This window comes from Corynebacterium sp. MSK019 (assembly GCF_030232425.1).
GTDB classification, from domain to species: Bacteria; Actinomycetota; Actinomycetes; order Mycobacteriales; family Mycobacteriaceae; genus Corynebacterium; species Corynebacterium jeikeium_D.
In genome coordinates, this window is sequence record NZ_JASPJT010000011.1 from 1 (window position 1) to 23060 (window position 23060).

General features: G+C 60.4%; 21 protein-coding genes and 1 tRNA gene. 12 read left to right on the forward strand and 10 right to left on the reverse strand.

Annotation, left to right across the window (positions count from 1 at the left end; translation table 11 throughout):
- Positions 1-513: 513 nt before the first annotated feature.
- On the forward strand, positions 514-1413 hold the full coding sequence (locus QP982_RS08640; RefSeq protein ID WP_187406663.1) for an HAD family hydrolase: 900 nt from the start codon (positions 514-516) through the stop codon (positions 1411-1413).
- Between the two features lie 24 nt (positions 1414-1437).
- Here QP982_RS08640 and QP982_RS08645 read toward each other — a convergent pair whose 3' ends face one another.
- Positions 1438-2445 carry a Fic family protein gene (locus QP982_RS08645; RefSeq protein ID WP_350309395.1) on the reverse strand — a complete coding sequence of 336 codons (1008 nt, stop codon included), beginning with the start codon at positions 2443-2445 and terminating at the stop codon, positions 1438-1440.
- A 204-nt stretch (positions 2446-2649) separates the two neighbouring features.
- On the opposite strand from QP982_RS08645, the gene QP982_RS08650 reads away from it, so the two are divergent.
- Together QP982_RS08650 and QP982_RS08655 are read left to right on the forward strand one after the other, a co-directional pair.
- Positions 2650-3150 carry a phage holin family protein gene (locus QP982_RS08650; RefSeq protein ID WP_239272457.1) on the forward strand — a complete coding sequence of 167 codons (501 nt, stop codon included), beginning with the start codon at positions 2650-2652 and terminating at the stop codon, positions 3148-3150.
- Positions 3151-3243: 93 nt separating this feature from the next.
- A complete protein-coding gene (locus QP982_RS08655; protein WP_016421927.1) occupies positions 3244-4221 on the forward strand; it encodes an alpha/beta fold hydrolase in 978 nt (325 codons plus the stop codon).
- An 82-nt stretch (positions 4222-4303) separates the two neighbouring features.
- Here the strand turns inward: QP982_RS08655 and QP982_RS08660 are convergent, their stop codons facing one another.
- From QP982_RS08660 to nth, 4 genes are read right to left on the reverse strand one after another with little or no spacing between them, the layout of a single operon-like run.
- Positions 4304-5500 (reverse strand): MarP family serine protease, encoded by a 1197-nt coding sequence (locus QP982_RS08660; RefSeq protein WP_049189453.1) that lies wholly within the window; start codon positions 5498-5500, stop codon positions 4304-4306.
- Complete coding sequence (locus QP982_RS08665; RefSeq protein WP_016421925.1) at positions 5497-6354, reverse strand: NUDIX hydrolase; 858 nt, start codon at positions 6352-6354, stop codon at positions 5497-5499. The genes QP982_RS08660 and QP982_RS08665 overlap by 4 nt, the downstream gene beginning before the upstream one ends.
- Complete coding sequence (locus tag QP982_RS08670; protein WP_070546337.1) at positions 6351-7112, reverse strand: TlpA family protein disulfide reductase; 762 nt, start codon at positions 7110-7112, stop codon at positions 6351-6353. Before QP982_RS08670 ends, QP982_RS08665 begins: the two co-directional genes overlap by 4 nt.
- A 16-nt stretch (positions 7113-7128) precedes the next feature.
- Positions 7129-8058 (reverse strand): endonuclease III, encoded by a 930-nt coding sequence (gene nth, locus QP982_RS08675; RefSeq protein WP_502870640.1) that lies wholly within the window; start codon positions 8056-8058, stop codon positions 7129-7131.
- 499 nt (positions 8059-8557) lie between these two features.
- Between nth and glxR the strand changes: the two genes are divergently transcribed.
- Complete coding sequence (gene glxR, locus QP982_RS08680; RefSeq protein WP_005511668.1) at positions 8558-9241, forward strand: CRP-like cAMP-activated global transcriptional regulator GlxR; 684 nt, start codon at positions 8558-8560, stop codon at positions 9239-9241.
- A 619-nt stretch (positions 9242-9860) separates the two neighbouring features.
- Here glxR and QP982_RS08685 read toward each other — a convergent pair.
- The 4 genes from QP982_RS08685 to QP982_RS08700 form a co-directional block, all read right to left on the reverse strand.
- Complete coding sequence (locus QP982_RS08685; RefSeq protein ID WP_070432015.1) at positions 9861-10676, reverse strand: MBL fold metallo-hydrolase; 816 nt, start codon at positions 10674-10676, stop codon at positions 9861-9863.
- 135 nt (positions 10677-10811) lie between these two features.
- On the reverse strand, positions 10812-11288 hold the full coding sequence (locus tag QP982_RS08690) for a RidA family protein (RefSeq protein WP_070595909.1): 477 nt from the start codon (positions 11286-11288) through the stop codon (positions 10812-10814).
- 136 nt (positions 11289-11424) lie between these two features.
- On the reverse strand, positions 11425-11586 hold the full coding sequence (gene sp36, locus QP982_RS08695) for a Sp36 family protein (RefSeq protein WP_005511670.1): 162 nt from the start codon (positions 11584-11586) through the stop codon (positions 11425-11427).
- Between the two features lie 104 nt (positions 11587-11690).
- On the reverse strand, positions 11691-12053 hold the full coding sequence (locus tag QP982_RS08700; protein ID WP_005511664.1) for a WhiB family transcriptional regulator: 363 nt from the start codon (positions 12051-12053) through the stop codon (positions 11691-11693).
- A 370-nt stretch (positions 12054-12423) separates the two neighbouring features.
- On the opposite strand from QP982_RS08700, the gene QP982_RS08705 reads away from it, so the two are divergent.
- Positions 12424-14832 carry a transglycosylase domain-containing protein gene (locus QP982_RS08705; protein WP_070642813.1) on the forward strand — a complete coding sequence of 803 codons (2409 nt, stop codon included), beginning with the start codon at positions 12424-12426 and terminating at the stop codon, positions 14830-14832.
- 60 nt (positions 14833-14892) lie between these two features.
- Here the strand turns inward: QP982_RS08705 and QP982_RS08710 are convergent, their stop codons facing one another.
- Positions 14893-15354, reverse strand: a complete 462-nt coding sequence (locus QP982_RS08710) for a GatB/YqeY domain-containing protein (RefSeq protein ID WP_284870427.1) — start codon at positions 15352-15354, stop codon at positions 14893-14895.
- 39 nt (positions 15355-15393) lie between these two features.
- Between QP982_RS08710 and QP982_RS08715 the strand changes: the two genes are divergently transcribed.
- The 7 genes from QP982_RS08715 (at position 15394) to QP982_RS08745 (ending at position 23049) form a co-directional block, all read left to right on the forward strand.
- Positions 15394-16329: a metallophosphoesterase gene (locus tag QP982_RS08715; RefSeq protein WP_256890882.1), complete on the forward strand. Its 936-nt coding sequence runs from the start codon at positions 15394-15396 to the stop codon at positions 16327-16329.
- Positions 16330-16500: 171 nt separating this feature from the next.
- Positions 16501-16577, forward strand: a tRNA-Pro gene (locus QP982_RS08720).
- Between the two features lie 746 nt (positions 16578-17323).
- Entirely contained in the window at positions 17324-20236 is a 2913-nt protein-coding gene (locus QP982_RS08725; RefSeq protein WP_502870641.1) for a DUF4040 family protein, read from the forward strand.
- Positions 20233-20715 (forward strand): sodium:proton antiporter, encoded by a 483-nt coding sequence (locus QP982_RS08730; protein ID WP_147719227.1) that lies wholly within the window; start codon positions 20233-20235, stop codon positions 20713-20715. Before QP982_RS08725 ends, QP982_RS08730 begins: the two co-directional genes overlap by 4 nt.
- A gap of 23 nt (positions 20716-20738) precedes the next feature.
- Positions 20739-22280, forward strand: coding sequence for a monovalent cation/H+ antiporter subunit D family protein (locus QP982_RS08735; protein WP_284870429.1), 1542 nt, complete (start codon positions 20739-20741; stop codon positions 22278-22280).
- The gene (locus QP982_RS08740; RefSeq protein WP_256881531.1) at positions 22280-22762 is read left to right on the forward strand and encodes a Na+/H+ antiporter subunit E; all 483 of its coding nucleotides are present in this window, start codon (positions 22280-22282) and stop codon (positions 22760-22762) included. Before QP982_RS08735 ends, QP982_RS08740 begins: the two co-directional genes overlap by 1 nt.
- On the forward strand, positions 22759-23049 hold the full coding sequence (locus tag QP982_RS08745) for a monovalent cation/H+ antiporter complex subunit F (protein WP_005511667.1): 291 nt from the start codon (positions 22759-22761) through the stop codon (positions 23047-23049). The genes QP982_RS08740 and QP982_RS08745 overlap by 4 nt, the downstream gene beginning before the upstream one ends.
- The last annotated feature ends 11 nt before the right edge of the window (positions 23050-23060 follow it).

The window sequence follows — 23060 nt, forward strand, 5'->3', positions numbered from 1 at the left end:
TGTATTTCGATTGGCGGGTTTGCTTCACTACTTCTCCTGGTCGAAAGTGGTGATGCATTCACCGCCTGACCCTACCGACTTGAAAGTGTCATAAACTCATACAGTTTCACATTTGCAGCCCGCAATTTTTACTACATAACCCTCAACATTGGGCCAAAAAGGGGGCGACGCCCCGCGCCGGGGGGGGATTGGCGCGAGGCGTCTTTAACCGGCTCGGGGGGGGGATTGAGCCGGGGCGGCCTCGCAGTCTGTTTCTAAAAAGAACAAGAAGGGGCCAGCCACGTCCAAGTATTACATATCCCGAGGAATCTGCAAATACCTTACAAAGGATTTAATGCCCAATATGTTCGATGTCACGTTTCCTCGATTAATCGCGCCCAGGAAATGCCGCGCCCCAATCGCCGCCAAGCCCCCACGACCGCCACCGCCCCAATCGCCCCAGTCCCCCACCCAGCAGTTAAACACTCATAATGCTCTCCCCGAGCCCGACATCCATGGGTAAGCTCGGAGCCTATGAACACCGGCGAGAACAAGGCGTCAACAACGCCGCAGCCTCAAGCTTCTACGGACTGGAGCAGCTCTAAAGATGCCCAAATCGCTGCAGGCCTCCACGCCACCGCTGACTCTCGCGTCGCTGCGTTCTTTGACCTGGATAAAACCATTATTGCCAAGAGCTCGGCATATGCGTTCAACAAGCAATTCCTCGAGCGCGGCATCATTTCGCCGACGGACATGCTGCAAATGGCGCTCAGCCATGCCCTGTACATGTCGCAGGGGCACGATGAGGCGCAAATGGAGGCCACCCGCGAGCAGTTTTCCGCTCTTATCGCTGGTCACAGCGCCAGGGAGCTGCGCCAGGTCGCCATCGAAACCCTAGAGCAGAACATCACGCCGTACATCTACGCCGAGGCATTGGAGCTCATTCGTGAACACCGCGCACAGGGGCATCAGGTGTTCATTATCTCGGCATCGGCTCGGCAGATTGTTGAGCCCATTGCGCAGGCGCTCGGTGTCTACAACGTGGTGGCCACCGAGCTGGAGGTCCGCGATGGGCTCTTCACGGGTGAAACGGAGTTCTTCTGCCGCGGCGAAAACAAGGCCGTGCAGATGCGTCGAATAGCGGAAAAGCGCCAGTTCGACCTGGCCGAATGCTTTGCGTACTCGGATTCCATCACTGATGAGCCCATGCTGGCTGCAGTCGGCCATCCCGTTGTGGTCAATCCCGATCGCGCTCTGCGCAAGATTGCGACGGAACGTGAGTGGCCTGTGCGCCAATTCCGGAATCCCGTCCCGCTGTTTCGCGCGCCGTCGAAACGCAATGCTGCAATTCTTGCCGGCGTCACACTGGCGCTTGGCGCGGGTGCGACGCTGTTGGCACTGCGCAACAACGACGACGAGTCAAAGGCCGACTAACCCACCATCCGGCAGCCGGCCCGCCTACACCGCTTCGGCGATACCGCGCGCTTCCACGGCACCGGCCTTCAGCCCCTCCAGGTGCAGGAGAATCCACGCACGCAGGCCATCGGCGCTTCCCGACGCAAACCCCTCTGCGGCCTCGACATACTCCTGGCGGTGGCGAGTCCAGTAGACCTCGGGCACGGCCAAGCCACGCGGATCCAGGCCGGTTGCGACAGTTGTCAGTCGCGAGGCGGCGCGGGCGATGATGCCGTTGTGGTACTCGAAGGGACGCAGAGTCAGCAGCTCACCGTGCACAATCGCCGAGAGCACGCCAGCATGGATCTGGCTGCGGCCAGTGATGAAGTCACCGAGCACGTGCAGACGCTGCTCCTTCATCGCGGATGAGAGCTTGTCGTCACCGACCGGACGGCCGGCCTTCATCCGCGCCTCGGAACCGTCTTCAGTTTCACCTGCGGGCGATGCGTTCAACGCAAACTTGGCCAGCACCTGCTGCGGAGCGCGCTGCCACACGCGAGTGGTCTCACCAATTGACTCCGGGGAAATGGTGTCGGCAACCCGCAGGGCTGCTGCGAGTACGGGATCGGTGATGTTGCCGTCGTCGGGAAGCGATGGCTCGCCGCCTTCTAGCCACGCCGATGCCCGAGCGCCACGCAGGACCGACTCGGAACCGGTGACGTTGTGCTTGCGCAGGTTGGCCTTGTGCCTGTGGACGGACTGGATGGCCTTGGCCGCGACATCAGCCGCGTGTGCAACGCCGTCGAGCTGCCACAGGGGCGCGAGGGGGTCCTTGGGGTCAAGCTGCGGAATAGCAGCGGCGGGAGCACCGTCAGCGCCACCGGCACCCGATTCAGATGCCTTCGCCTGCGCTGCCTCACGCTCTGCACGCTTCTTCGCCGACACGGAGGACACACCCAGGCTCATGCCAGCTAGGCCACCCTTTCCGACACCGGCGCCATTGCCGACACCATTGCCGGCACCGGCGCCAACTCCATCGGCTCCACGCACGTTCTCAGGCTGATTGTTCATATCCCACACCCTAATTCTTCACCGCTAAGTAAGTGACAAACTTATATAGAAATGGTCAAAGATGAGAAAAACTTCAACGAGTTCTTGGCTTTTTCGCCCTTGTGGCGCGCTCTCCCCACAATGAGAGGTAGTATGGCAGTTTGTAACTGCAGTTTTAAAGTTTCAAACCATCTTTTCCAACCATCTGCGTAGGAGGAAGTACACGTGAGCAACGACGATACGAAGGGTCTCTTTACCGACGGCACCGAACCGCGTGTTACCGCTATCCCGCTGAGCGATGTGGATAGCAACGCTTCGGGCGATGCCAGCATCGGCCAGCTCGTGTCTAATGCTTCTACGCAGATTTCCGCTCTGGTTCGCTCTGAGATTGAGCTGGCCAAGGCCGAAATTGCTGGCGAGGCTAAGAAGGGCGCAGTTGGCGGTGGCTTCTTCGCGGTTGCCGGCGTCGTCGCGCTGTACTCCTCGTTCTTCTTTTTCTTCTTCCTCGGCTGGCTGCTGGATGTTTGGCTGCCAACCTGGGCTGCGTTCCTCATCGTTTTCGTTCTGATGCTGGTCATCGCCGGTGTTGCAGCACTGCTGGGTCTGAAGAAGGTCAAGTCGATCCGCAAGCCGGAGAAGACCATCGAGTCGATGCAGGAGCTGAAGGGGGTCGTGCCGTCGGGGTCGGCGAAGAAGTCTTCGCAGTCGAACGGTATGTACACCTAAAGGCTTAAAAGAAATTGGGCGGGACTTGTTGGTCTCGCCCTTTTGTCTTATTCAGTCCCGGTTTAAGCCCTTCGGAAAAGGTATTTTCCCCTCATGACCTCCCTCAGCGATTCTCTCACTGGCCCCTGGCGTCATCGTCTCATTCACGTCCGCGGCCAGCGCCTACACATCGCCGAGTGCGGCCGCCCCTCCGATCCGCTCGTGTTGTTTATTCACGGCTCGACTGGCGGTTGGTTTGAATGGCGCGAGGTTTTGCCGCTGCTTAACGACGACTCGGGCGATCCCCTCCCCGTGCACGCTGTGGCTATTTCTATGCGTGGCTACGGTCAGTCCGACCGAACACCGCAAGGCTACGATCCGTTTGAGGCGGCCCAGGACATCGCCTCATCGATTCGCTCGTTGGGGCATTCGACCGCGCTGCTGGTCTGTCAGGGGTTCGGCACCTGGGTGGCGTGGACGTTGGCTTCGCGGCAGCCCAATCTTGTCTCCGGAATTATTGGTTGTGGTGCTGCACATCCGAAAGTGTGGCTGAACCAGTTGAAGAGCCCGTGGTCGGAGGACTTCCGCAGTAGCCTGGCTCCTCTGCTGCGCCGTTCGTGGTGGGACTCGCGGCCACGGGTACCGCAGTTGCGTCGCAATAAGTTCAGCACGCAGGCGGCTGAGGCTCGCCAGCAGCGGCTCATTGAGCGCATCGTGCGCGAGTCCATGTCCACCGCCGGGGAGGGGTTCGCCGAGACCCCCGCGGGGAAACAGACCGCGGAACTCATGACCGATAGCCTGGCCAGTGGTGCACTCCGTCCTGCACTGGCTCACATGAATTGGTGGACGCGGCCGGCTCCGGCCGCTTTCCGCAAGTGGTTGAGTGCGATGGAGGGCCCGTCGAAAAGCGATGAGCACACGGTGCTGCTCGTCGGCGAGCAGGACACTCGTACCCCACGTGCGCTAGTGGAGCTCAGCTCGAGTCACGTGCGCGTTGTGCCGGATTGTGGGCACTTCCTGCCGGCAGAGAAACCTCAGGCTGTGGTGCAGGCAATCAGGGATCACTTGGACTGGTTGCCGGAGGGGTCTTAGGCTTCGGCTCGGCTGAAGCTAGCCGGAACTCTCCTGCGGTTGCGGCTGGGGCTGACCTGTCCACAGACACACAACTTTCCGCTTACCCCGCCACGCACTGCTGCGTGCCGATGGCCCCGTAGTTATTCATCGCCTCATCGATGTGTGGCTGGACCTCGGCGTGCGTCAGCGCGTAACCAGTCTGGTCATTGTTCACACCGGCACCGAAGACCAAGCCCAGGATCTGGCCCTGCGGCGTAATCAGTGGGCCGCCCGAGTTGCCGTGGCGCACATCCGCCTTCAGAACATAGGACTGACGCTCGTGCCGAGTCGACGAATAAATATCCGGGCCTCGAATAATGATGTTCTCCGTCACGCGCGCAGGTGTGGCCTTAAAGGGCCCGGACTCGGGAAAGCCCAGCACTACCGCGTCATCGCCCGGACGAGCTTCCTGATCTGCCCACTGCATGGGCTCCAGGGGTAGGTCGGTGGTTCGGAGCAGGGCGACGTCGTCAAGCGGATCGTAGTGCACGACGTTCGCGTCAGCCATGCCGACCACGGTTTCCAGTCGAACAGTGGTGGCACCGGCAACCACGTGCGCGTTGGTCAGAATCAGATCCGGCGCGATGACAAAGCCCGTGCCCTGCAGCAAGCGTTCGCACTGCGGGGCCTCGCCCAAGACGCGGACGATGGACGGTCGAATACTGTCGACGACACCCTGCGAAATCACGTTGGGGTCGGCGGGTTCATCGGGGACGTTCTGCTTGTAGCCGAATGGCGGAGCGATGGCGGGCATTCCATCATCGCGGAGCTGACGGAGGATGCCACTGAAGCCGTCGCTCCATTCGTCGGGCGCGACCTGGTCAATGAGGTTCATGCCCTTGGACTCACGCACCCAGTCGGCAAACTGCCCAGGCACGGCGGTGGCCAGGGGTACGGCGATCATCCATGTCACTACCAGCGCCGTCACGGACTGCACGATGGCACCGAGGCTAGAATCCAGGCCGACAGCCAACGGCGAGCGAATGGTATTCCGCAGCGACTGCCCTGCCACTGTTCCCACCGCATGACCAATCAACGCCAACAGAATCACCGTGCCGAGGCCCAGAAGAACCTTTCCCGACTGGTTCTCGACCTGCGCCATAGCTAGCGGCGCCAAGGGCACACCAATGACCAAGCCCAGGACAACGCCCAAAATGGCCATAATCGACGAGACGGCGCCCTGCTGCCAGCCGACGATAAGCGCGAAAATGAAGACCGCCAGCAGCGCAACGTCAAACACAGCGATTGCAGGCATCATCGTCGGCCTCCCTTCAGTACGGACAGTTTTTCACCATTAGCGGAACGCGCGAGCACCGGCAAAAGTTTCTGCACGTTGGTGTCGTCCCACGGTTCCGACCAGCCGGCCACGTCTAGCAAGTAGGACAGCACGCCGCCGGTAAAGCCCCAAACGACGAAGTCACCAACCTTAAATGCCGGTCCTGTCCAGCCGTGATAGCCCAGCATCATGCGGTTGTCCGGATTCGTCAGGTGGCTAATTGGCACATTGAGCACCGATTCCGTCTCTGCAGGGTCGACCACACGCAGCGGATGCGGTGCATGCCAATACGCCAACACCGGATTCACCGCGAAGCCAGTCCGCGAAATGTCAATCGAGTCCAGCACCCGCACCGGCGTCACCGTCTCTCGGTTCAGGCCGGTTTCTTCCTCGGCTTCACGCAGCGCGGTATCGATTTCATCCACGTCCTCGGGATCGACACGACCGCCCGGAAAAGCCATCTGGCCTGCATGCTTACGCAGGGTTGTCGCCCTGTGCGTAAGTACCACGCTGGCATCCTCCGGCCGTTGGTGCGCCTCCGCATCACCGCTGATCAGCACCAACACCGCCGACCGCGCCGGATTCCGCAACGGTTTCTCCTGCGTCGAGGAGTCTCGCCGCAACTTCGCAAACGCACGCTTCACGCTTGACGACGAAGCGGAGCGACCGGCCACCTGCTGCTCCGAGTGGCCTGTTGTGGCGTGGCTGGCGCTGCTGGCGTGACCTGCCGCGTCGTGATCAGCACTGACCAGGTGCGGCGGCAAACTATTGGTCAACCACTTCGGCAGATACAGCCCCGAGCTTGCGTCACGATTCCACGACTGTCCCTGAGTCACTTCAATGCACCTCGCACGAGATCAGTAATCTGCTGCGCATCGGTGAATTCACCAGGATGAATGGCCGCCACCGTGCCATCTGCCTTAAACACCACGGTGATGGGCACAACTCGCGGTAGATTCAACGCTGGTCCGACCACGTCGACCGTGTCCGAGTAGGTCGGTAGCTTCACTCCGATTTCCTGCAGGAAGGCTTGGCCACGCCCCGCCTCGCGAGCCGCATGCACCGTCGCCACCTGCACATCTGGGTTGTCCTTGGCCCATTGCTCGATAAGCGGTAGCTCTTGGCGACACGGCGCACAGTTCCACGCCCAGACATTAAGCACCGTCGGCTTGCCCGCGACGACCTGCCCCATGTCCACCAGTTCCACTTGCCCAGCCTCGTTGTCCTGGCCTGCTGAGTCTCCCGACTCCGCCAACAGCGGCAAGCGCACACCGGTCAGTGAGCCACTACCCGCTACCGCCGCGATCTCATCCTTTGACATCGCTGGCGCTGCCGGTGCACCATCCACTTCACCATCACTGCCAGCGCCATCACCATTGCCAGCGCCATCCGCACCGACACTCACACCAGATCCGGTCCCACCACCGTCGGCCTCGTCATTGCCATCAGTGGTATTCACAATCGCGAAAATCACCAGACCCACAATGCTAACTCCCGCGATGAGCAGCGTAATCAGCGATGCCGAACGGTTAACGTCCACCTGCCGATCCTCATAGTGGCCACCATTGTGACTATGACCGCCCTGCTCATTCACGAAAAGTGCTCCTCGACTAGTCCTGTGTCGCTGTGGTGTTGCGCGCGCTATCCCCGTCGTCAAGCGCGGAAAGTTCCTCCCCACTGTAGCCGTCATTAAGACCGGCCAGGTAGAGAAGCCATTCCCTGTCGTCTGACTTAATCAACTTCTCCGCAGTCTCCGGCTCCGCCGGACCCTCGACGCCATACGACGGGCAATCCGCCGCCAAGAAGCACGCCCCGCACGCCGCCCGGCGCGAATGGCACACCCGGCGACCGTGGAAAATCAGCCGGTGCGAAAACCACGTCCACTCCGCGCGCGGTAGCACGTCCATCATCTCGTGCTCAACGCGCACCGGATCTTCCTGCTCTGTGAGGCCCATGCGCCGCACCAGACGCCCAAAATGCGTATCGACCGTCAAACCCGGCACCCCAAAAGCATTCCCCAGCACCACGTTTGCCGTCTTTCGCCCCACGCCCGGCAGCTTCACAAGCTCCTCCAACGTGCCCGGCACCTCGCCGCCGTGCTGCTCCATCACCCCCTGCGCAAAACCGATGATGTTCGCAGCCTTATTCCTGTAGAAACCCGTCGGCCGAACGAGCTCCTCGACCTCTTCCTGGTTCGCAACCGCCAAATCGGCTGGGCTGGGGTACCTAGCGAACAGCGCCGGCGTGGTCATATTCACCCGCACGTCCGTACACTGCGCCGACAGAATCGTCGCCACCGCAAGCTCATACGGATTACGAAAGTCCAGTTCACAGTGCGCATTCGGGTACGCCACCGCCAGCGTGCGGTTAATCCGCCGCGCACGCCGCACCATGCCCAGGCGCGTCTCCTTCCCTCGCGCCGCCGGATGCGCCCCCACCGCCCGACGCTTCTTCGACGTCAGGGATCCCTGCGGGTGCGTGGGTTGGGGTTTGTTTATCTGGTGCGTGCTTAACGACGATGCCTTGCCAGTCGTATCCATGGTCGTAGTGTATCGGCTACCCCGGATTGCAATTCGCGTGCGCACCTTTCGCGGGCCGAATCCTTAGTTTCATCCGGGATGCGGATAAGACCGGTAGCAGCTCGGGCATATTCGGTCAAAAACCAAAAAGTCATGCCCCACCACATCTTGGAACACCGTTAGCGAATTATTAGTTATAAATACACAGTTCAGCGGCTTTTCACCAGAATTCCCCACAGGCGCAGTGGCTCTTTTGCTACAGTGGTGCTTATCACATCTTGGTGACGGCGTAGTTTTGGGATGTATCTGTAGAGGCGATTTGTCGTGAAATTCGCCCAGGGATGAACCTGCCTTGAAAGCTGGCAGCGGCGTTACCGGGAAAGACCGAAAGTAGTGGGACTAGTGGGACGGGGCAGTTTCTCTTCCTGTTTGGCCACTGCAATCTGTAGTCGAGTGCTAATTTGGCGGCTGCTGGCCTGTATTTACGGTGGTTAGTGGCCAAAGACAGGAGAATTTTACCGTGGATGACGTCAAGGAGATTCTCTCCCGGGCCGGTGTATTTCAGGGAGTCGACCAGGAGGCTGTGCAGGCCTTGCTCGGCGAGCTCGAGACGGTTCGCTTCCCGCGTGGAACCACCATCTTCAATGAGGGGGAGCCGGGCGATCGGCTCTACATCATTATTGATGGCAAGGTGAAGCTGGCTCGTCGCTCAGCCGACGGTCGTGAAAACCTGTTGACCATCATGGGCCCGTCCGACATGTTCGGCGAGCTCTCCATCTTCGACCCGGGCCCGCGCACCTCCTCGGCGGTCTGCGTCACCGAAGTTTCCGCCGCGTCCATGAGTGCCGATCAGCTGCAGGAATGGGTTGGTTCGCACCCTGATGTTCCAGCTCAGCTGCTGCGCATGCTGGCCCGCCGTCTGCGCCGCACCAACAATTCGCTGGCTGACCTCATTTTCACCGACGTCCCTGGTCGCGTTGCTAAGTCCCTGCTCCAGCTGGCCAATCGCTTCGGTGTTCAAGAAGGTTCTGCTCTCCGCGTGAACCACGACCTGACTCAGGAGGAAATCGCACAGCTCGTCGGTGCCTCCCGAGAGACCGTTAACAAGGCTCTGGCAGAGTTCGCCCACCGCGGCTGGATTCGCCTTGAGGGCAAGTCCGTGCTCATCTCCGATACGGAGCGTTTGGCCCGCCGCGCACGTTAGCTTGTTGCGCACGTTAGCTTGTGGCGCACGTTAGCTTGTGGCGCTTGCGGCGCTGCCCAAACGACTCACATCCCGCAGCCTCTGCTTTTGGATCCTCGGTTCCCGTAGGAGCACATGAAACGCATGAGGCTCGCGGGATTTTTGTTGTCTTCCCCCGCTGGCCTGGCATGCTGACCTGGTATGCCGGCCTGCCATGCTGACCTGGCATGCCGGCCAAGTTTGGCGCACTTATCGATGCTTTTCTGCCACTTATCGATGCTTTCCCGGCACCTATCGATGCACCATTCACCGATTTCTCCTTGCATCAATCACTTATCGATGCGCTGTTCACTTGTGCGCGCGCTATAGCTCATCGACAAGTGGATACCTCATCGATAAGTGATTGAGCTGGCCCCGACGAGGCCAACCCACCCAACCGGCACTAGCCCACCCCAACCGGCACTAGCCCAAACAAAAAGCGCGCAACCCGCAAAATTGCAGGTCACACGCTCTTTTCATGCGGTGAGTCAAGCTCAGCTTCACTCAAGCTCGGCTTCAGCCCAGTCTCAATTAAGCCCAGCCCAGACCAGCCCAGCAACCGGCCGAAGCCCAAGCCGAAGCCAAAGCCGAAGCCCAGCAATTACTCCCCGTGATCGCGCAGGTAGCGCAGGGTCACACGAGTCGACTGCTCAGCAGCATGACGCAGCACCGGATCGACATCCGTGTAAATCTCATCCACAATCTGGTCGACCGTAGCTTCGTCGCCCAGCTTGGCAACGGCATCCTTCACCTGCTGCAGGCGCAGCTTACGACGCTCAATGTACTTCTGCGTCATTACAGTGATGTCCGGCAGGTCAGCACCATGACCAGGCAGCAGACGAACACCCTTGCCGCGCGAATCCAGCATTTTCAGGGTTTCCATGTACTTACCCAGGTCGCCGTCGGTCTCCGAAATCATAGTGGTGTGGCGGCCAGCGATCGTGTCACCGGTAACGATGCCTTCAACATCATCCTCGCCATCACCAGTGTGGATGAAGTAGCAGACAGAATCAGCGGTGTGACCAGGGGTTGCCACGACCTCAATCTGCGGAGTCACTCCGTCGAGGACGATACGTTCGCCGTCGACAAGCGGATCCTGACCTCCCGCGCAGTACTGAGACTCCAGCTCACGAATCGGCGCGCCGGTGAGCTGACGGAAACGTGCGGCGCCATCAGCATGGTCGCCATGACGGTGCGTCAGCAGAATCAACGCAACGTCGCCGGCATAGCGCTGGAGGACGTTCAGGTGTCCCTCGTCCTCCGGACCCGGATCGATGACAATGCTGCGGCTATCCCCCTCAGCCTTAATAACGTAGGAGTTCGTACCCTCCAGCGAAGAGTAGCTGGGGTTCGGGCACAGAACGACGCCCACGGACTGAGAAATCTGACGCAGTTGGCTATACGCAGGATGCTCCATGTCCTCTATCCTACGTGGTTGTGCAATCCGGGGAGCGGGCTACGCCCTCCAATTCGGCTCATTTGGGTGTAAGCACGCTTTACGACGTCCCGGAGAACGCAACATCCCCACTGGTCACGGCACCAAATACAGCAGCTACTGGGCTACTTCAACGATGATCTCGACTTCCACGGGTGCGTCCAGCGGAAGCTGATTCACACCCACTGCCGAACGAGCATGCTGGCCGCGTTCGCCGAAGACGTCGCCGAAGAGTTCCGAGGCTCCATTGATAACGCCCGGCTGACCAGTGAATCCGGCGGCGGAGTTGACGAAGCCGACGACCTTCACGATGCGGGTGACATTGTCGAGACCGACCTCGGCATCGACTGCGGCCAAAGCGTTGAGAGCGCAGGTGCGGGCGGCCTCCTTGGCCTCCTCAGCAGTGACTTCCGCGCCGACGTGGCCGACGTGGGTGAGCTCACCGTTTACGAATGGGAGCTGACCGGAAGTGAAAACAAGGTTGCCCGTACGCGTTGCGGGTACGTAGGCCGCAACTGGCGCGGCAACGGCAGGCAGGGTAAGCCCGAGGTCCTCGAGGGCTTGGGAAGGAGTGCGAGATTCAGAGTTGCTCATTTAAGTTAAGCCTTTCCACGGCGGCTAAGGGCCCGGCGAATAAAGCCGGCCAAAGAAAGATGGCAGCCAACCGTGAGTCAGCTGCCAATCGAAAGCACAACCGCCGTTGCTAGTTAGGTGCTAGACACCGAGGTAATTAGTCAGCCTTCGGGCGCTTGAAGTAACCAACGTGGTTTTCGCCGGTCGGGCCCGGGAGAACGGTGACGAGTTCCCAGCCGTCCTCACCAAAGTTGTCCAGGATGGCCTTGGTGTTGTGAATGAGCAGCGGTGCGGTGAAGTATTCCCATTTAGTAGTCATGGAAGCTACTTTATCTGTCCCCCAGCCTCGCGCGCTGGGGGTTCAGTTTTACTTCGGTCTAAGTTCGGTTTTTACTTAGCCAGCTGTCCGCCAGTCCGGCGGCTTTACTTAGCCAGCTTTGCCTTGCGCTGAGCTGCGTACTGCTCAGCGTAGAAGTCGGCCCACGAAGTAATTTCCGGGTGCTCGCGCAGCATTGCGCGGCGCTGACGCTCGGTCAGGCCACCCCAGACGCCGAACTCGACGCGGTTATCCAGAGCGTCGGCACGGCACTGCAGAACCACTGGACAGTGGCGGCAGATAACTGCGGCTTCGCGCTGTGCGGCGCCGCGAACGAACAACTTATCCGGGTCAATATCGCGGCACTTAGCGCGCGGGACCCACTCCTGACGATCGCGGAAGCTCTCTACACCGAGCTCGTAGTCTGGCGTAGTAGCAGTGCGGTTGCGATCGGGAATCGTGGCGGTCATTGTAGCCTCCTCGTGCCTGCGATTTTCGTTATTTCGAAATAGTTTCAACTAAATAGTGCTGAAATTTTGTTGTAAGTCTATTCACACCAACCAAATAATGTCGATTGGGTCACACTGGGAGGGTGGGCGTGGCGCAGCTCTAAATACAACGATGCAGGTGGGGCAACTTTTTCCAACAAAAGCACGGGGGTGATTTACGTCACTATGAAAATCTTTTTCCAGAAACCACCACACGATGAGTTGCCCGGTATTGTAAGGGCGCTCGTAGCACTCCTCCCCCGCTCGCCAGGCGTTTTTCTGGGCTCGCCGGGCATGTCTCTAGGCGGATTTTCGAAAACTCACTTCGGCTCAATCCGCCCTACCTTGTAGTGTGATTGCTGTGAATAAAGGTTCGACGCTGTTCAAGCTCTCCGTTGCCACTGTGTTGGCTGCGTTGATTGTGGCCAGCGCCCTCTTTCCTCTTGTGGGCGGCTCGGCCTACCTCGTCGCGCGCACGGCTGATGAATTCGCGTCGGCGTCGCGGTCGGTGATTTCTAAGGACGCACCGGGGGTCACCACTATTACGGATCGTAATGATCAGCCAATTGCGTGGCTCTATGATCAGCGGCGGTTTAATGTGCCGTCGGAACGTATCTCGCCAGCTATGAAGGATGCGCTGGTCAGCGTGGAAGATAGGCGCTTTTATGAGCACTCTGGTGTGGACTGGAAGGGTACTGCTCGTGCGGCGGTAAAGAACTTCATGTCCCAGTCGGTGCAGGAAGGCGCCTCCACAATTGAGCAGCAGTTGATTAAGAACCACACGCTGCTGGTGGACGCAGAGTCGGAGTCGGAGCGCCGCGCTGCTACTGCCACGGATTATGGTCGCAAGATCCGCGAGATTCGCATCGCGTTGGATCTGGAAGATGAGCTGACGAAAGACGAGATTCTGACTAAGTACCTGAACTTGGTCCCCTTCGGCAATGGCGCGTTCGGCGTGGAAGCTGCAGCTCAGACATACTTTGGCATTCCCGCGTCCGATCTGAATGTCCCGCAGGCCGCTCTGCTCGCGGGCATGGTTCAGCAGTCCTCCGGGCTCGATCCGTATACAAATCCGGAAGGTGCGCATGCACGGCGTAACGACGTGCTTGCGGCCATGGAATCCACGGGGGCAATTGGCCCGCAGGAGGCTCAGGACGCCAAGGCAGCTGATCTCGGCATCCTTCCGGAGCCTCAGCGCCTGCCGCAGGGCTGTATCGCGGCGGGCGATCGGGGTTTCTTCTGTGATTATGTGGTCTCCTACTTGGAGAACCACGGTATTGAGACCGAGAAGCTCAAGCGCGGTGGCTTCCATGTGAAGACCACACTGGACCCGCGTGTGCAGGACAGCGTGCAGGAGTCTCTGCGTCAGCAGGCGTCACCGACTGCGGATGGCGCAGCCGAGGTTATGAGTTTGCTTGAGCCTGGGGATGACTCCAGGAAGTTGCTCGCGATGGCGTCGTCACGCGTATACGGCCTCGATGCGGAACAAATGCAGACCGTGCAGCCGCAGCCATTTACGCCGGTGGGCAATGGCGCGGGCTCGATTTTTAAGATTTTCGCGGCGACGTCGGCGGTGGAAAAGGGGCTGGGTATTGACACCAACTTCCCGGTGCCGCGTCGTTATGAGGCCTCCGGGCTGGGCACCGGTGGCGCAGAGGGCTGCCCGCCGGGCCTGTACTGCGTGGAGAACGTAGGTAGTTTCCCGCCGTCGATGTCGCTGCGTGAGACGCTCGCACGGTCGCCGAATACTCCTTTTATTCAGATTTCGGAGCTGGTCGGCGTCGATGGCGTGATGGACATGGCGGTACGCCTGGGCATGCGCTCATACACGGAGCCGGGCAGTTTTGATGGTGAGTCCTCGGTGGCGGACTATGTCTCGGAGCATAAGCTCGGCTCATTCGTGCTGGGTCCGACGGCGGTGAATAACCTTGAGCTGTCCAATGTCGCTGCCACCCTGGCCAGCAATGGCCGCTGGTGCGAACCCTCTCCGATTGAGTCGATCACGGATTCCAAGGGCAATGCGGTCAAGCTGAATGTGCCACCGTGCGAGCAGGCAGTGGAGCCGGGGGTCGCGCACGCAATTGCTAATGCGCTCAGCAATGACGCCACCGATGGCACCGCGAAGGATGCCGCGAAAGAGCTGAATTGGGAAGGCCCAGTCGCGGCTAAGACCGGTACCACCGAGTCGAACCAGTCCGCGGCATTCCTGGGCTTCACCGGCGGCCTGGCCGGATCGGTGTACGCCTACAACGACACCCCGACGGTCACGGAGCTGTGCACGTCGCCGCTGCGCCAGTGCCCGAACGGCAACCTCTTTGGTGGTCGCGAGCCCGCGCGGACATGGTTCGGCGCAGTCGGCCCGGTTATCGAGGACTACGGCGGAAAGAACCTCCCACCACTGGATTCGGACTACGGCCTGGGTACCTCTATCACCCAAATGCCGAATGTGGTGGGCATGCAGAAGGCCGAGGCTCGGGAGACCCTTAAGAAGGCCGGCTACAAGGTAGAGGAACGCACAGTCTCCCTCACAGGCGAATCGCGAGGAATCGTGGTCGGGCTGGATCAGCCGCCGCTGCTACTCAAGGGTGGCACCGTCACGATTCGCGTGGCCGATGGCACCCGCCGTCCGACCCCGCCACCAGCGCCATCACCGCGGCCGGATTCGACGACGACCCGGCCGGATCCGCTACCGCAGTTCCCTCGTCCCAACACTCCGCCAGCGCCGAGCTTGCGGGATCTGATTCCACTGCTGCCGTTCTAGTTCACCCTAGAAGGCAGCTCCAACGCTTATCGCCGAAAAAGGAAACGGCGAAAGGCCGCATTAGCCCTGCAGGGCAGCCTTAACGGCCCCGGAAAGCCGCTTGCCATCGACCTGGCCAGCGACCTTTTCCTTAGCCACCTTCATAACCTGGCCCATGATCTTCATGCTCGGCGCGTCATCGCCAGCAACCTCGGCCACGGATTCCGCAACGAGGTTCTTCACGGCGTCGTCGTCAAGCTGTTCCGGCTGGTAGCGGGCGAAAACCTCTGCTTCGGCGAGCTCGGCGTCGGCAAGTTCCTGGCGGCCGTTCTCGGCGTACATCTCAGCGGACTCGCGACGCTTCTTGACCTCCCGCTCGATCACACGCAGCACCTCGTCATCGGTGAGCTCGTGCTTGGAGCCGGAAACCTCCTCGGTCTGGATGGCGGCCTTCAGCATGCGCAGCGCCGCAACGGTTTCCTTGTCGCGGGCCTTCATTGCGGCGGTCATATCGGAGACAATTGTGTTCTTCAGTTCACTCATACGCCCTAGATTACCGCTGTAGTTGATAGTGTCTCTGTCATGACATCGCGCGCTTTTTCCAACCGAATTCTGCGGTCTGCCGCAGCTCTCGCCACGCTTGGCTTGACGACGTTCCTCTACGCGAACCAAATCGAATTGCGCGCATTTAAACTCCACCGTGTGCAAGTTCCCGTGCTGGCACCCGGCACGCTCGCCCGGGTGGGAAAGCGCGAGGGTGAGCCTTTCCGGATTCTGCATGTCTCCGACTTCCACATGCTCCCCGACCAGAAGTTGAAGCAGAAGTGGGTTGCCAGCCTCGATGCTCTGAACCCTGACCTGGTGATTAATACCGGCGACAACCTGGGCAGCGACAAGGCCGTTCCCAGTGTCCTCGCAGCGCTCGGCCCCCTACTGAACCGTCCGGGTGCCTTCGTGTTCGGTACGAATGACTACTTCGCGCCACGGCCTGTCAATCCGCTGAAGTACCTGACAGGCAAGAAGCGCAAGCCCTCACGCGTCGAACTGCCGTGGCGCGGCATGCGCGCTGCGTTTATCGAGCACGGCTGGCAGGATGCCACCCATGCCCGGCTGGAGTTTGTGGCGGGTGGCGTGAAGGTGGCGCTGTCCGGTGTAGATGACCCTCATCACGAGTTGGAGGATTATTCGCAGATCGCCGGTGCTCCGAATGCGGATGCCGACATCGCTATCGGCCTGTCGCACTCGCCAGAGCCCCACGTGTTGGATGCTTTTGCGGAAGACGGCTACGACCTGGTGCTTTCTGGTCACACACACGGTGGCCAGGTGTGCCTGCCCGGCGGGAAGGCCATTGTGACCAACTGCGGTATCGACCGCTCGCGGGCCTCGGGGTTGTCGCGCTGGACCGAGAAGACATGGCTGCATGTCTCCAATGGCCTTGGCACTTCCCCTTACGCTCCGGTGCGCTTGTTCTGCCGCCCATCCGCGACCTTGATTGAGGTTGTGGAGCGGGATTCGTAGTTCGTAGTCCGTCGGGGTGCAGTTCGTAGTTTGTAAGGGCGCGGCGGAGACCGCGGCTTGTTCCCACAGCCCGTTAAGCAGGCGTTTTGCATTCTGACTCAGCGTCGGGCTAAAGTAAGTCCTCGCAAGCACAGCACTGAGACGTATGTTCCCAGTTCGTGTCTGCGGCCTCGGGGTATGGCGCAGCTTGGTAGCGCGCTTCGTTCGGGACGAAGAGGCCGTGGGTTCAAATCCCGCTACCCCGACCAAGTAGAAACCCTCTCTCACCTGGAGTTATCCGGGCGAGGGAGGGTTTCGTCGTTGGCTGCTGAACCCTACTTTTTGCCGCGGTTCAGGGTTGATAGCCAAAGAGTGCGTCCAGTTCTCAAGGTAGCGACTAGTCAGGCCCCAACTGCGGCAGCACCACAGCCCGGAGTTACGTGGCAAAACTGTCAACCCGAAAACTCCGGGGCTGCAAATGTGAAACTGTGTGAGTTTATGACACTTTCAAGCCATTTTTCGGGCCATTTTTGTCATAAACCTAGTCAGTAACTCGGATCAATCCAACGTCACCAGACATAAACGCAGTCAGTAACTCCCACCGACGCCCCGTTCATCACTCGTTCCTATGTATTTTCACTACTGGATTCACAGAGCCTTTCCCCGCTCCCCCAAATGCCCCTTTCACCCCGCGTGAAGCAATTTCGTGGCTGTTAGTCTGTAGAAGTACGAACCTTTTTAACAGCAATGTGAAAGTAGCCCCCAAGTGACGCACCTGGCAGCAGCTCTGGCATCAGCCAGCTCCTTTACAGCCAGTCCGCCGTCGGCGACCGCACCACCAGACCAGACATTGGCTTCTGAGTTTGCGTCCGGCGGCGTATCGGCAACATTGAATTCTTTAGATTCCGTTCTTTCTGCCCCGGCAACGATTACCGCCCAAGCAAGCAGCTCCGCAGAGCACGCAACAACGCTCGCAGCCCAAGCAGCCCAAGCTGCCCAAACCTCCACCAACAGCCTGACCCTCCTTTCGGTCCCGCTGTTGGTCGCGGTTGCCCTGGCGCTGACCCCGCTGTTTGTGAAGCTCCTTGGTCGTCACGCAGGCTGGCCCATCGTCGCGTTTTTTCTCGCGTCGGTGGTCCAGCTTTCGCGTGTAACGGGCGATATTCTCGACGGCACCACCTTCACCTGGTCCCGCGTCTGGTCCCCGGAACTGAACGCGGCGTTTGCGCTGAAGCTCGATCCCCTCTCCATGGTGTTCAGCTTCTTGGCGCTGTTGGTGGGCTCGATAGTCTTCATCTACTCCACCGCGTATTTGCCGCCGAAGAAATCCGCGATGAGCTTCTACGTCCTGATGACGGCGTTCATGCTGGCGGTTTTGCTCCTCGTGCTTGCCGACGACATCATGCTCCTCTTCATCGGGTGGGAACTGGTCTCGATGGCGTCGTTCCTGCTCATTGCGAGGTCGGGCTCGTCGGGCGAGCTGGGCTCGTTGCGCACACTCCTGCTGACCTTCACCGGTGGCCTGCTGCTTCTGGCCGCCCTCGGCGGTGCGGTGTGGCTAACCGGTTCCACGAATCTCACCGAGGTTTTGGCTTCGCCTGAGTGGGAGGCCAACCCGGCAGCGCGCAGCCTCATTGCCGCGCTGGTGGCCCTGGGCGCTTTCACGAAGGCAGCTCAGTTCCCCTTCCACGCCTGGCTTCCAGAGGCCATGGCGGCGGCAACTCCCGTCTCGGCTTTCTTGCACGCTGCGGCCGTCGTCAAGGCAGGCGTTTACCTGCTGATGCGTTTTTCCACGGTCTTCGCGGACGTGCGCGTGTGGCAGTTGCTGCTGATCGTCATGGGTATGTGGACGGCTGTTGCCACGGCCTACTTTGCGCTGCAGCAGACTGACCTGAAGAAGCTGATTGCGTACTCGACGGTCTCGCAGTTGGGTTGGATTGTCGCCACGATTGGTGTGGGCACGAAGTTCGCGATTATGGCTGCGGTTGTGCACACCATTGCGCACGCGATGTTTAAGTCTTCGCTGTTCATGATGGCTGGTGTGGTTGATCACCAGGCAGGCACGCGCGATATTCGTCGCCTCGGTCCGCTGTGGAAGCAGATGCCGTGGAGCTTTGGCTCGATGATTTTCGGTGCGGCATCGATGGCGGCAATTCCGCCGTTCTTCGGCTTCATGTCGAAGGAAGGCATGCTGACCGCATTCGAAGGTGCGCCGCTCAGCAACACCGGTGTCGTCATTCTGCTGACGGTGGCGGCGATTGGTGCGATTGGTACTTTCGCGTACTCGGCACGTTTGGTGTTCGGTGCATTTGTGGATGGCCCGCGCAACGTTGACCACATCACTGAGGCCCCGATTTCACTGTGGCTGCCGGCTGCCATCCCTGGCCTGCTGAGCCTGCCTGCGGCCTTTGCTGCCGGCGCTATTTTGAACCGTCCGCTGGACCGCGTGGCCGATACGGTCGGTCAGCTTCCGGCTGGCACGACTCAGGAATCGCACTTGAGCCTGTGGCACGGCGTGAATGTGCCGCTGATTATCTCTGTGATTGTGCTGGCTGTCGGCGTGGGCTTCATCTTCACTCGTGCCCGCGTAGGCGCCGTCATGGCAGACCGCAAGCTCTTCCCGTTCACCGGTGTGGAGGCAATCAACGCGTCGCTGAGCGTCTCGCAGCGTGTGGGGCGCGCGATGGGCAAGGTGGCGCGTTCGCATCAGCCATCGCGTCACCTGTTGCCGCTGCTTGGTTTGCTCGCGGTGTACGCCCTGGTTATTGCAATCGCTCCGGGTGTCGGGGGCGCTCCGGTGCTGCCGAAGATCGACGGCATCGATCACCTGACCGACCTGATTCCGCTGGTTGTTGTCGTGATTGGCGTGTGGGCCACGCTTCAGGCAAAGAACCGTCTACAGGCGGCTGTGCTCCTCAGTGTCACCGGTGTTGGTGTCACGCTGCAGATTCTCCTGCTGGGCGCACCGGATGTGGCATTGACGCAGTTCATGGTGGAAATCCTGACTGTCGTGCTGATGATGCTGGTGCTGCGCTTCCAGCCGCGTGCGTTCTCTGAGACCTCGAAGAACCGCCGTGCTTCCGCGGCGGTTGTGGCAGTTGCCGTGGGCTTGGCTACGTTCGGCGCGGTGTGGTTCCTCACTGGCCGTCGTCAGATGCCTGAGGTCGCGCAGTGGTACATCGATAACACTGAGAAGGTCACGGGCGAGACCAACATTGTCAACGTGATCCTGGTTGAGTTCCGTGCTTTCGATACCATGGGTGAGCTGGCGGTTCTCGGTATGGCGGGTGTCGCGATGGCGGCGGTTGTCACGTCTATGCCTCGCTTCCCGCACCTGCTCGATCAGCCTTCCCCGCTTGCGGAGCCCGCTCTGAATTCCATCATGATGCGCTGGCTGGTCCGCTGGCTGTCGCCGGTTCTGTTCGCCCTGTCCGCTGTGGTTCTCTACCGCGGCGGTACCGCTCCGGGCGGCGGCTTCAACGCGGCGCTGATTGGTGCCGCTGCCGTCATGTTGATTTACCTGTCCAAGGACCGCGACGAGCTGGTCTTCGGCGAGAAAATCCCGGTAGTGCTCAGTGCTGCGGGTGTCATCACGGCTATCGGCACGGGCTTCATCGGTTTCGCCAAGGGGTCGTTCTTGGCACCGCTGTACGGCGAGTTCCTGGGTCAGCACCTCACCACGGCATTGCTTTTCGACGTCGGCGTGTACCTGGCCGTCATCGGCATTGTGGCAACCGCGCTGAATCTCCTGGGCGGCCCGAACCGTCCTGGTGTGACCGGGTCGGACGATGTGATGCAGGATCTCTACTCAGACCGCTCAAGCTTGCGGGTGCCGCCGGAGATGGGTGTGTTCGCCTCAGAAGCGGAGAGCGCTCCCGCCCCCGCCCCCGCCCCAGCTCATGCCACCGTTGAGGAGGCCAAGAAGTGATTATCGCCATCATGGCTGCCGTCCTCGCAGGCGGTGGCACGTACCTGGTGCTACAGCGCGGCATGCTGCGCACCATCATCGGTATGACTCTGATTTCCCATGCCGCCAACCTGATTATTTTGTCCACGGGTGTCGGCGCCTGGCGCGGCGAGCCGCTGCTGGGCAACGAGACCACTGCGGGCGCTGGCGCTGCCGAGCAGATGGCTGACCCGCTGCCGCAGGCATTCGTGCTGACGGCCATCGTGATTACCATGGCCGTCACCGCGTTCATGCTGGCTCTGTCTGGTTTGGGCCGCGATGACGACACTCGTATCCATGAGGACCGCGAGGCTATGCGACAGCTGTCGACGGCTGGTCGTCGTGCAGGTAAGCACATTCCGGCTGACTCGGACTCCACGGTCACCGGCACCCCGGGAGTCACTCCGGCTCCGGATAAGTTCCCGCGCGAGACCCCATACGGCGGTGACGAGAAATGGTAGAAGCCTCTGCAATGACCTCTGCAATGTCCCCTTCAACTCTGTCTTCGCTACTGCCGCTGTTTGCGGCACTGCCGCTGATTCTGTCGGCGGTCGCAGCCATCCTGCCGAAGCTGTGGATGCGCGCGACGATGGGCATCGCCGTTCCGGCACTATCGTCGCTGGCTGCGTTTTGGGTGATGTTCTACGTCACTGAAAACGGCCCGGTCGGCCACGGTGTGGGCGCGTTCCCCGGTGGTATCTCGATTCCTTTCTTGGCGGACACGTTCTCCATGCTGATGCTGGGTGTGGCCGCGGCTGTGGTTGCCATCGGTAACTGGTTCGCCCACGTCGCGGGCGAAAACACTTCGCGGTTCTTCCCCTCCCTGACGCTGATGATGTTGTCCGGTATGTCGGGTGCTTTCCTGACTGCCGATTTGTTCAACTTCTTCGTGTTCATGGAGGTCATGCTGCTTCCCTCCTACGGCCTAATTGCGGTCACCGGTACCTGGCACCGCCTGGCTGCTGGTCGTAGCTTCGTGCTGGTCAACCTCTTGACCTCCACGGTGCTGCTGATTGGTGTCGCGCTGATTTACGGCTCGGCGGGCAATGTGAACATCGCAATGCTGGCCGACATGGCCAGCGAGGGCGGCCCCGGCGGCACGGGTGTGGTCGCGTTGGGCATTGTCATCATCGCACTATGTGTGAAGGCTGGTTTGGTTCCGGCGCACACTTGGTTGCCGAGGACGTACCCGTCGACAAGCCCTGCGGTGATGGCGCTGTTCTCTGCGGTGCATACGAAGGTTGCGGTGTACATGCTGTTCCGCATCTACGTCGTGATTGTGGGCATGAACCCCTCCTGGCACTGGCCGATCATTATCATCATGGCGATCTCGATGCTGGTTGGCGCGTTTGCGGGTCTCGCGGAGAACACCATGCGTGAAGTGCTGGCCTACCAGATGGTCACGGGTATGCCGTTCATTCTGATTGTGCTGGCGTTCACGGATGCTAACGACGGCCAGGGCGCCAAGGCGGCACTGGCTGCGGGTGTTTTCTACGCAATCCACCACATGGTGACTGTCGGTGCCCTCATCCTGGGCTCCGGTGCGGTGGAAGAGACCTACGGTACGGGTACGCTCTCCAGGCTTTCTGGGCTTGCCCGCCGCGACCAGGCGGTTGCCTGGGTGATGGCGGCGATGAGCTTCTCCATTGTTGGTTTCCCGCCATTTTCCGGTGTGTGGGGCAAGGTGGGCATTGTCTTTGCCTCTGCCGCTACTGGCGATGCCCGTTCGATTGTCGCAATCACCGCAATCATCGTGGCCTCGCTGGGCTCGCTGCTGGCCATGATTCGGCTGTGGCGCGCGGTCTTCTGGGGCCGCCCCATGCAGGGCGTGGATGATTCGGTTCGCGTTCCGGGCGCGCTGGTTGCGCCGTCCGCCATGCTGGCAATTGTTTCTGTGGCGATGTTTGTCGCGGTCGGCGCCGTCACTTGGGCGACTACCGGTGCGGCTGATGCGCTGCTGAATATTGATGGCTACCGCGAGGCCACTCTCGGCGGGGTTGAAAACGCCATCGGAGGTATTTACTGATGAAGTTCCTGCATGTTATCCGCTATTCCCTCTGGCTGGTCTGGCAGGTTGTTGTGGCTGCGACAGACGTGGTGCGCGATACGCTGCGCCCGAACCAGAAGCAGCAGCCGGTGCTCATTGGGCTGCCGCTGCGTGTGACGTCTGACCTTGAGGTCACTCTCTTTGCCGAGTCCATCACCATGACTCCTGGCACGCTGGTCTGCGGTGTCCGTGAGACCGATGCGGGGCGGTTGTTCATCATCCACGCAATCTTCGGTGCCGACCTGGACGCGCTGTACGACTCCCTCTACGACATGGAGGAGCACCTCGTTCCCAGCCTCCGCGATGTCCCCCGCCCGAAGGCTTTCGTCTTCGAGGAGTACAACGCGGACAAGTTCATTGACCCGGATGCCGTCGTCGGCGTTGCCGCTGAGATCGACCATGGTCTGCCGCTGCCGGATGGCATTGCCTCCAAAGGCGAAGACAAAGGAGCACGCTCATGAATGACACATTGATCGATCCCACCGCAGTACAGGTAATTAGCGGCATTGGCATTGCTCTATGTTCAGTGGCGCTGCTTGTGGGCGTGGTGCTGATCTTCCGAGTCAAGGGCAATGTCTCACGCGCAGTGCTTTCCGACGCTGCCTTCTACCCCATGGTGGGAGTGTTCCTCACAACTGCCATGCTGCGGACTACGGCCATCACTTTCGATATTGCAATGCTGGCGGGTCTGCTTGGCATTTTGTCGACCGTGGGCCTGGCCCGAGTTATTTCCCGTGGCCGCCGCTAAGACCGATTAAG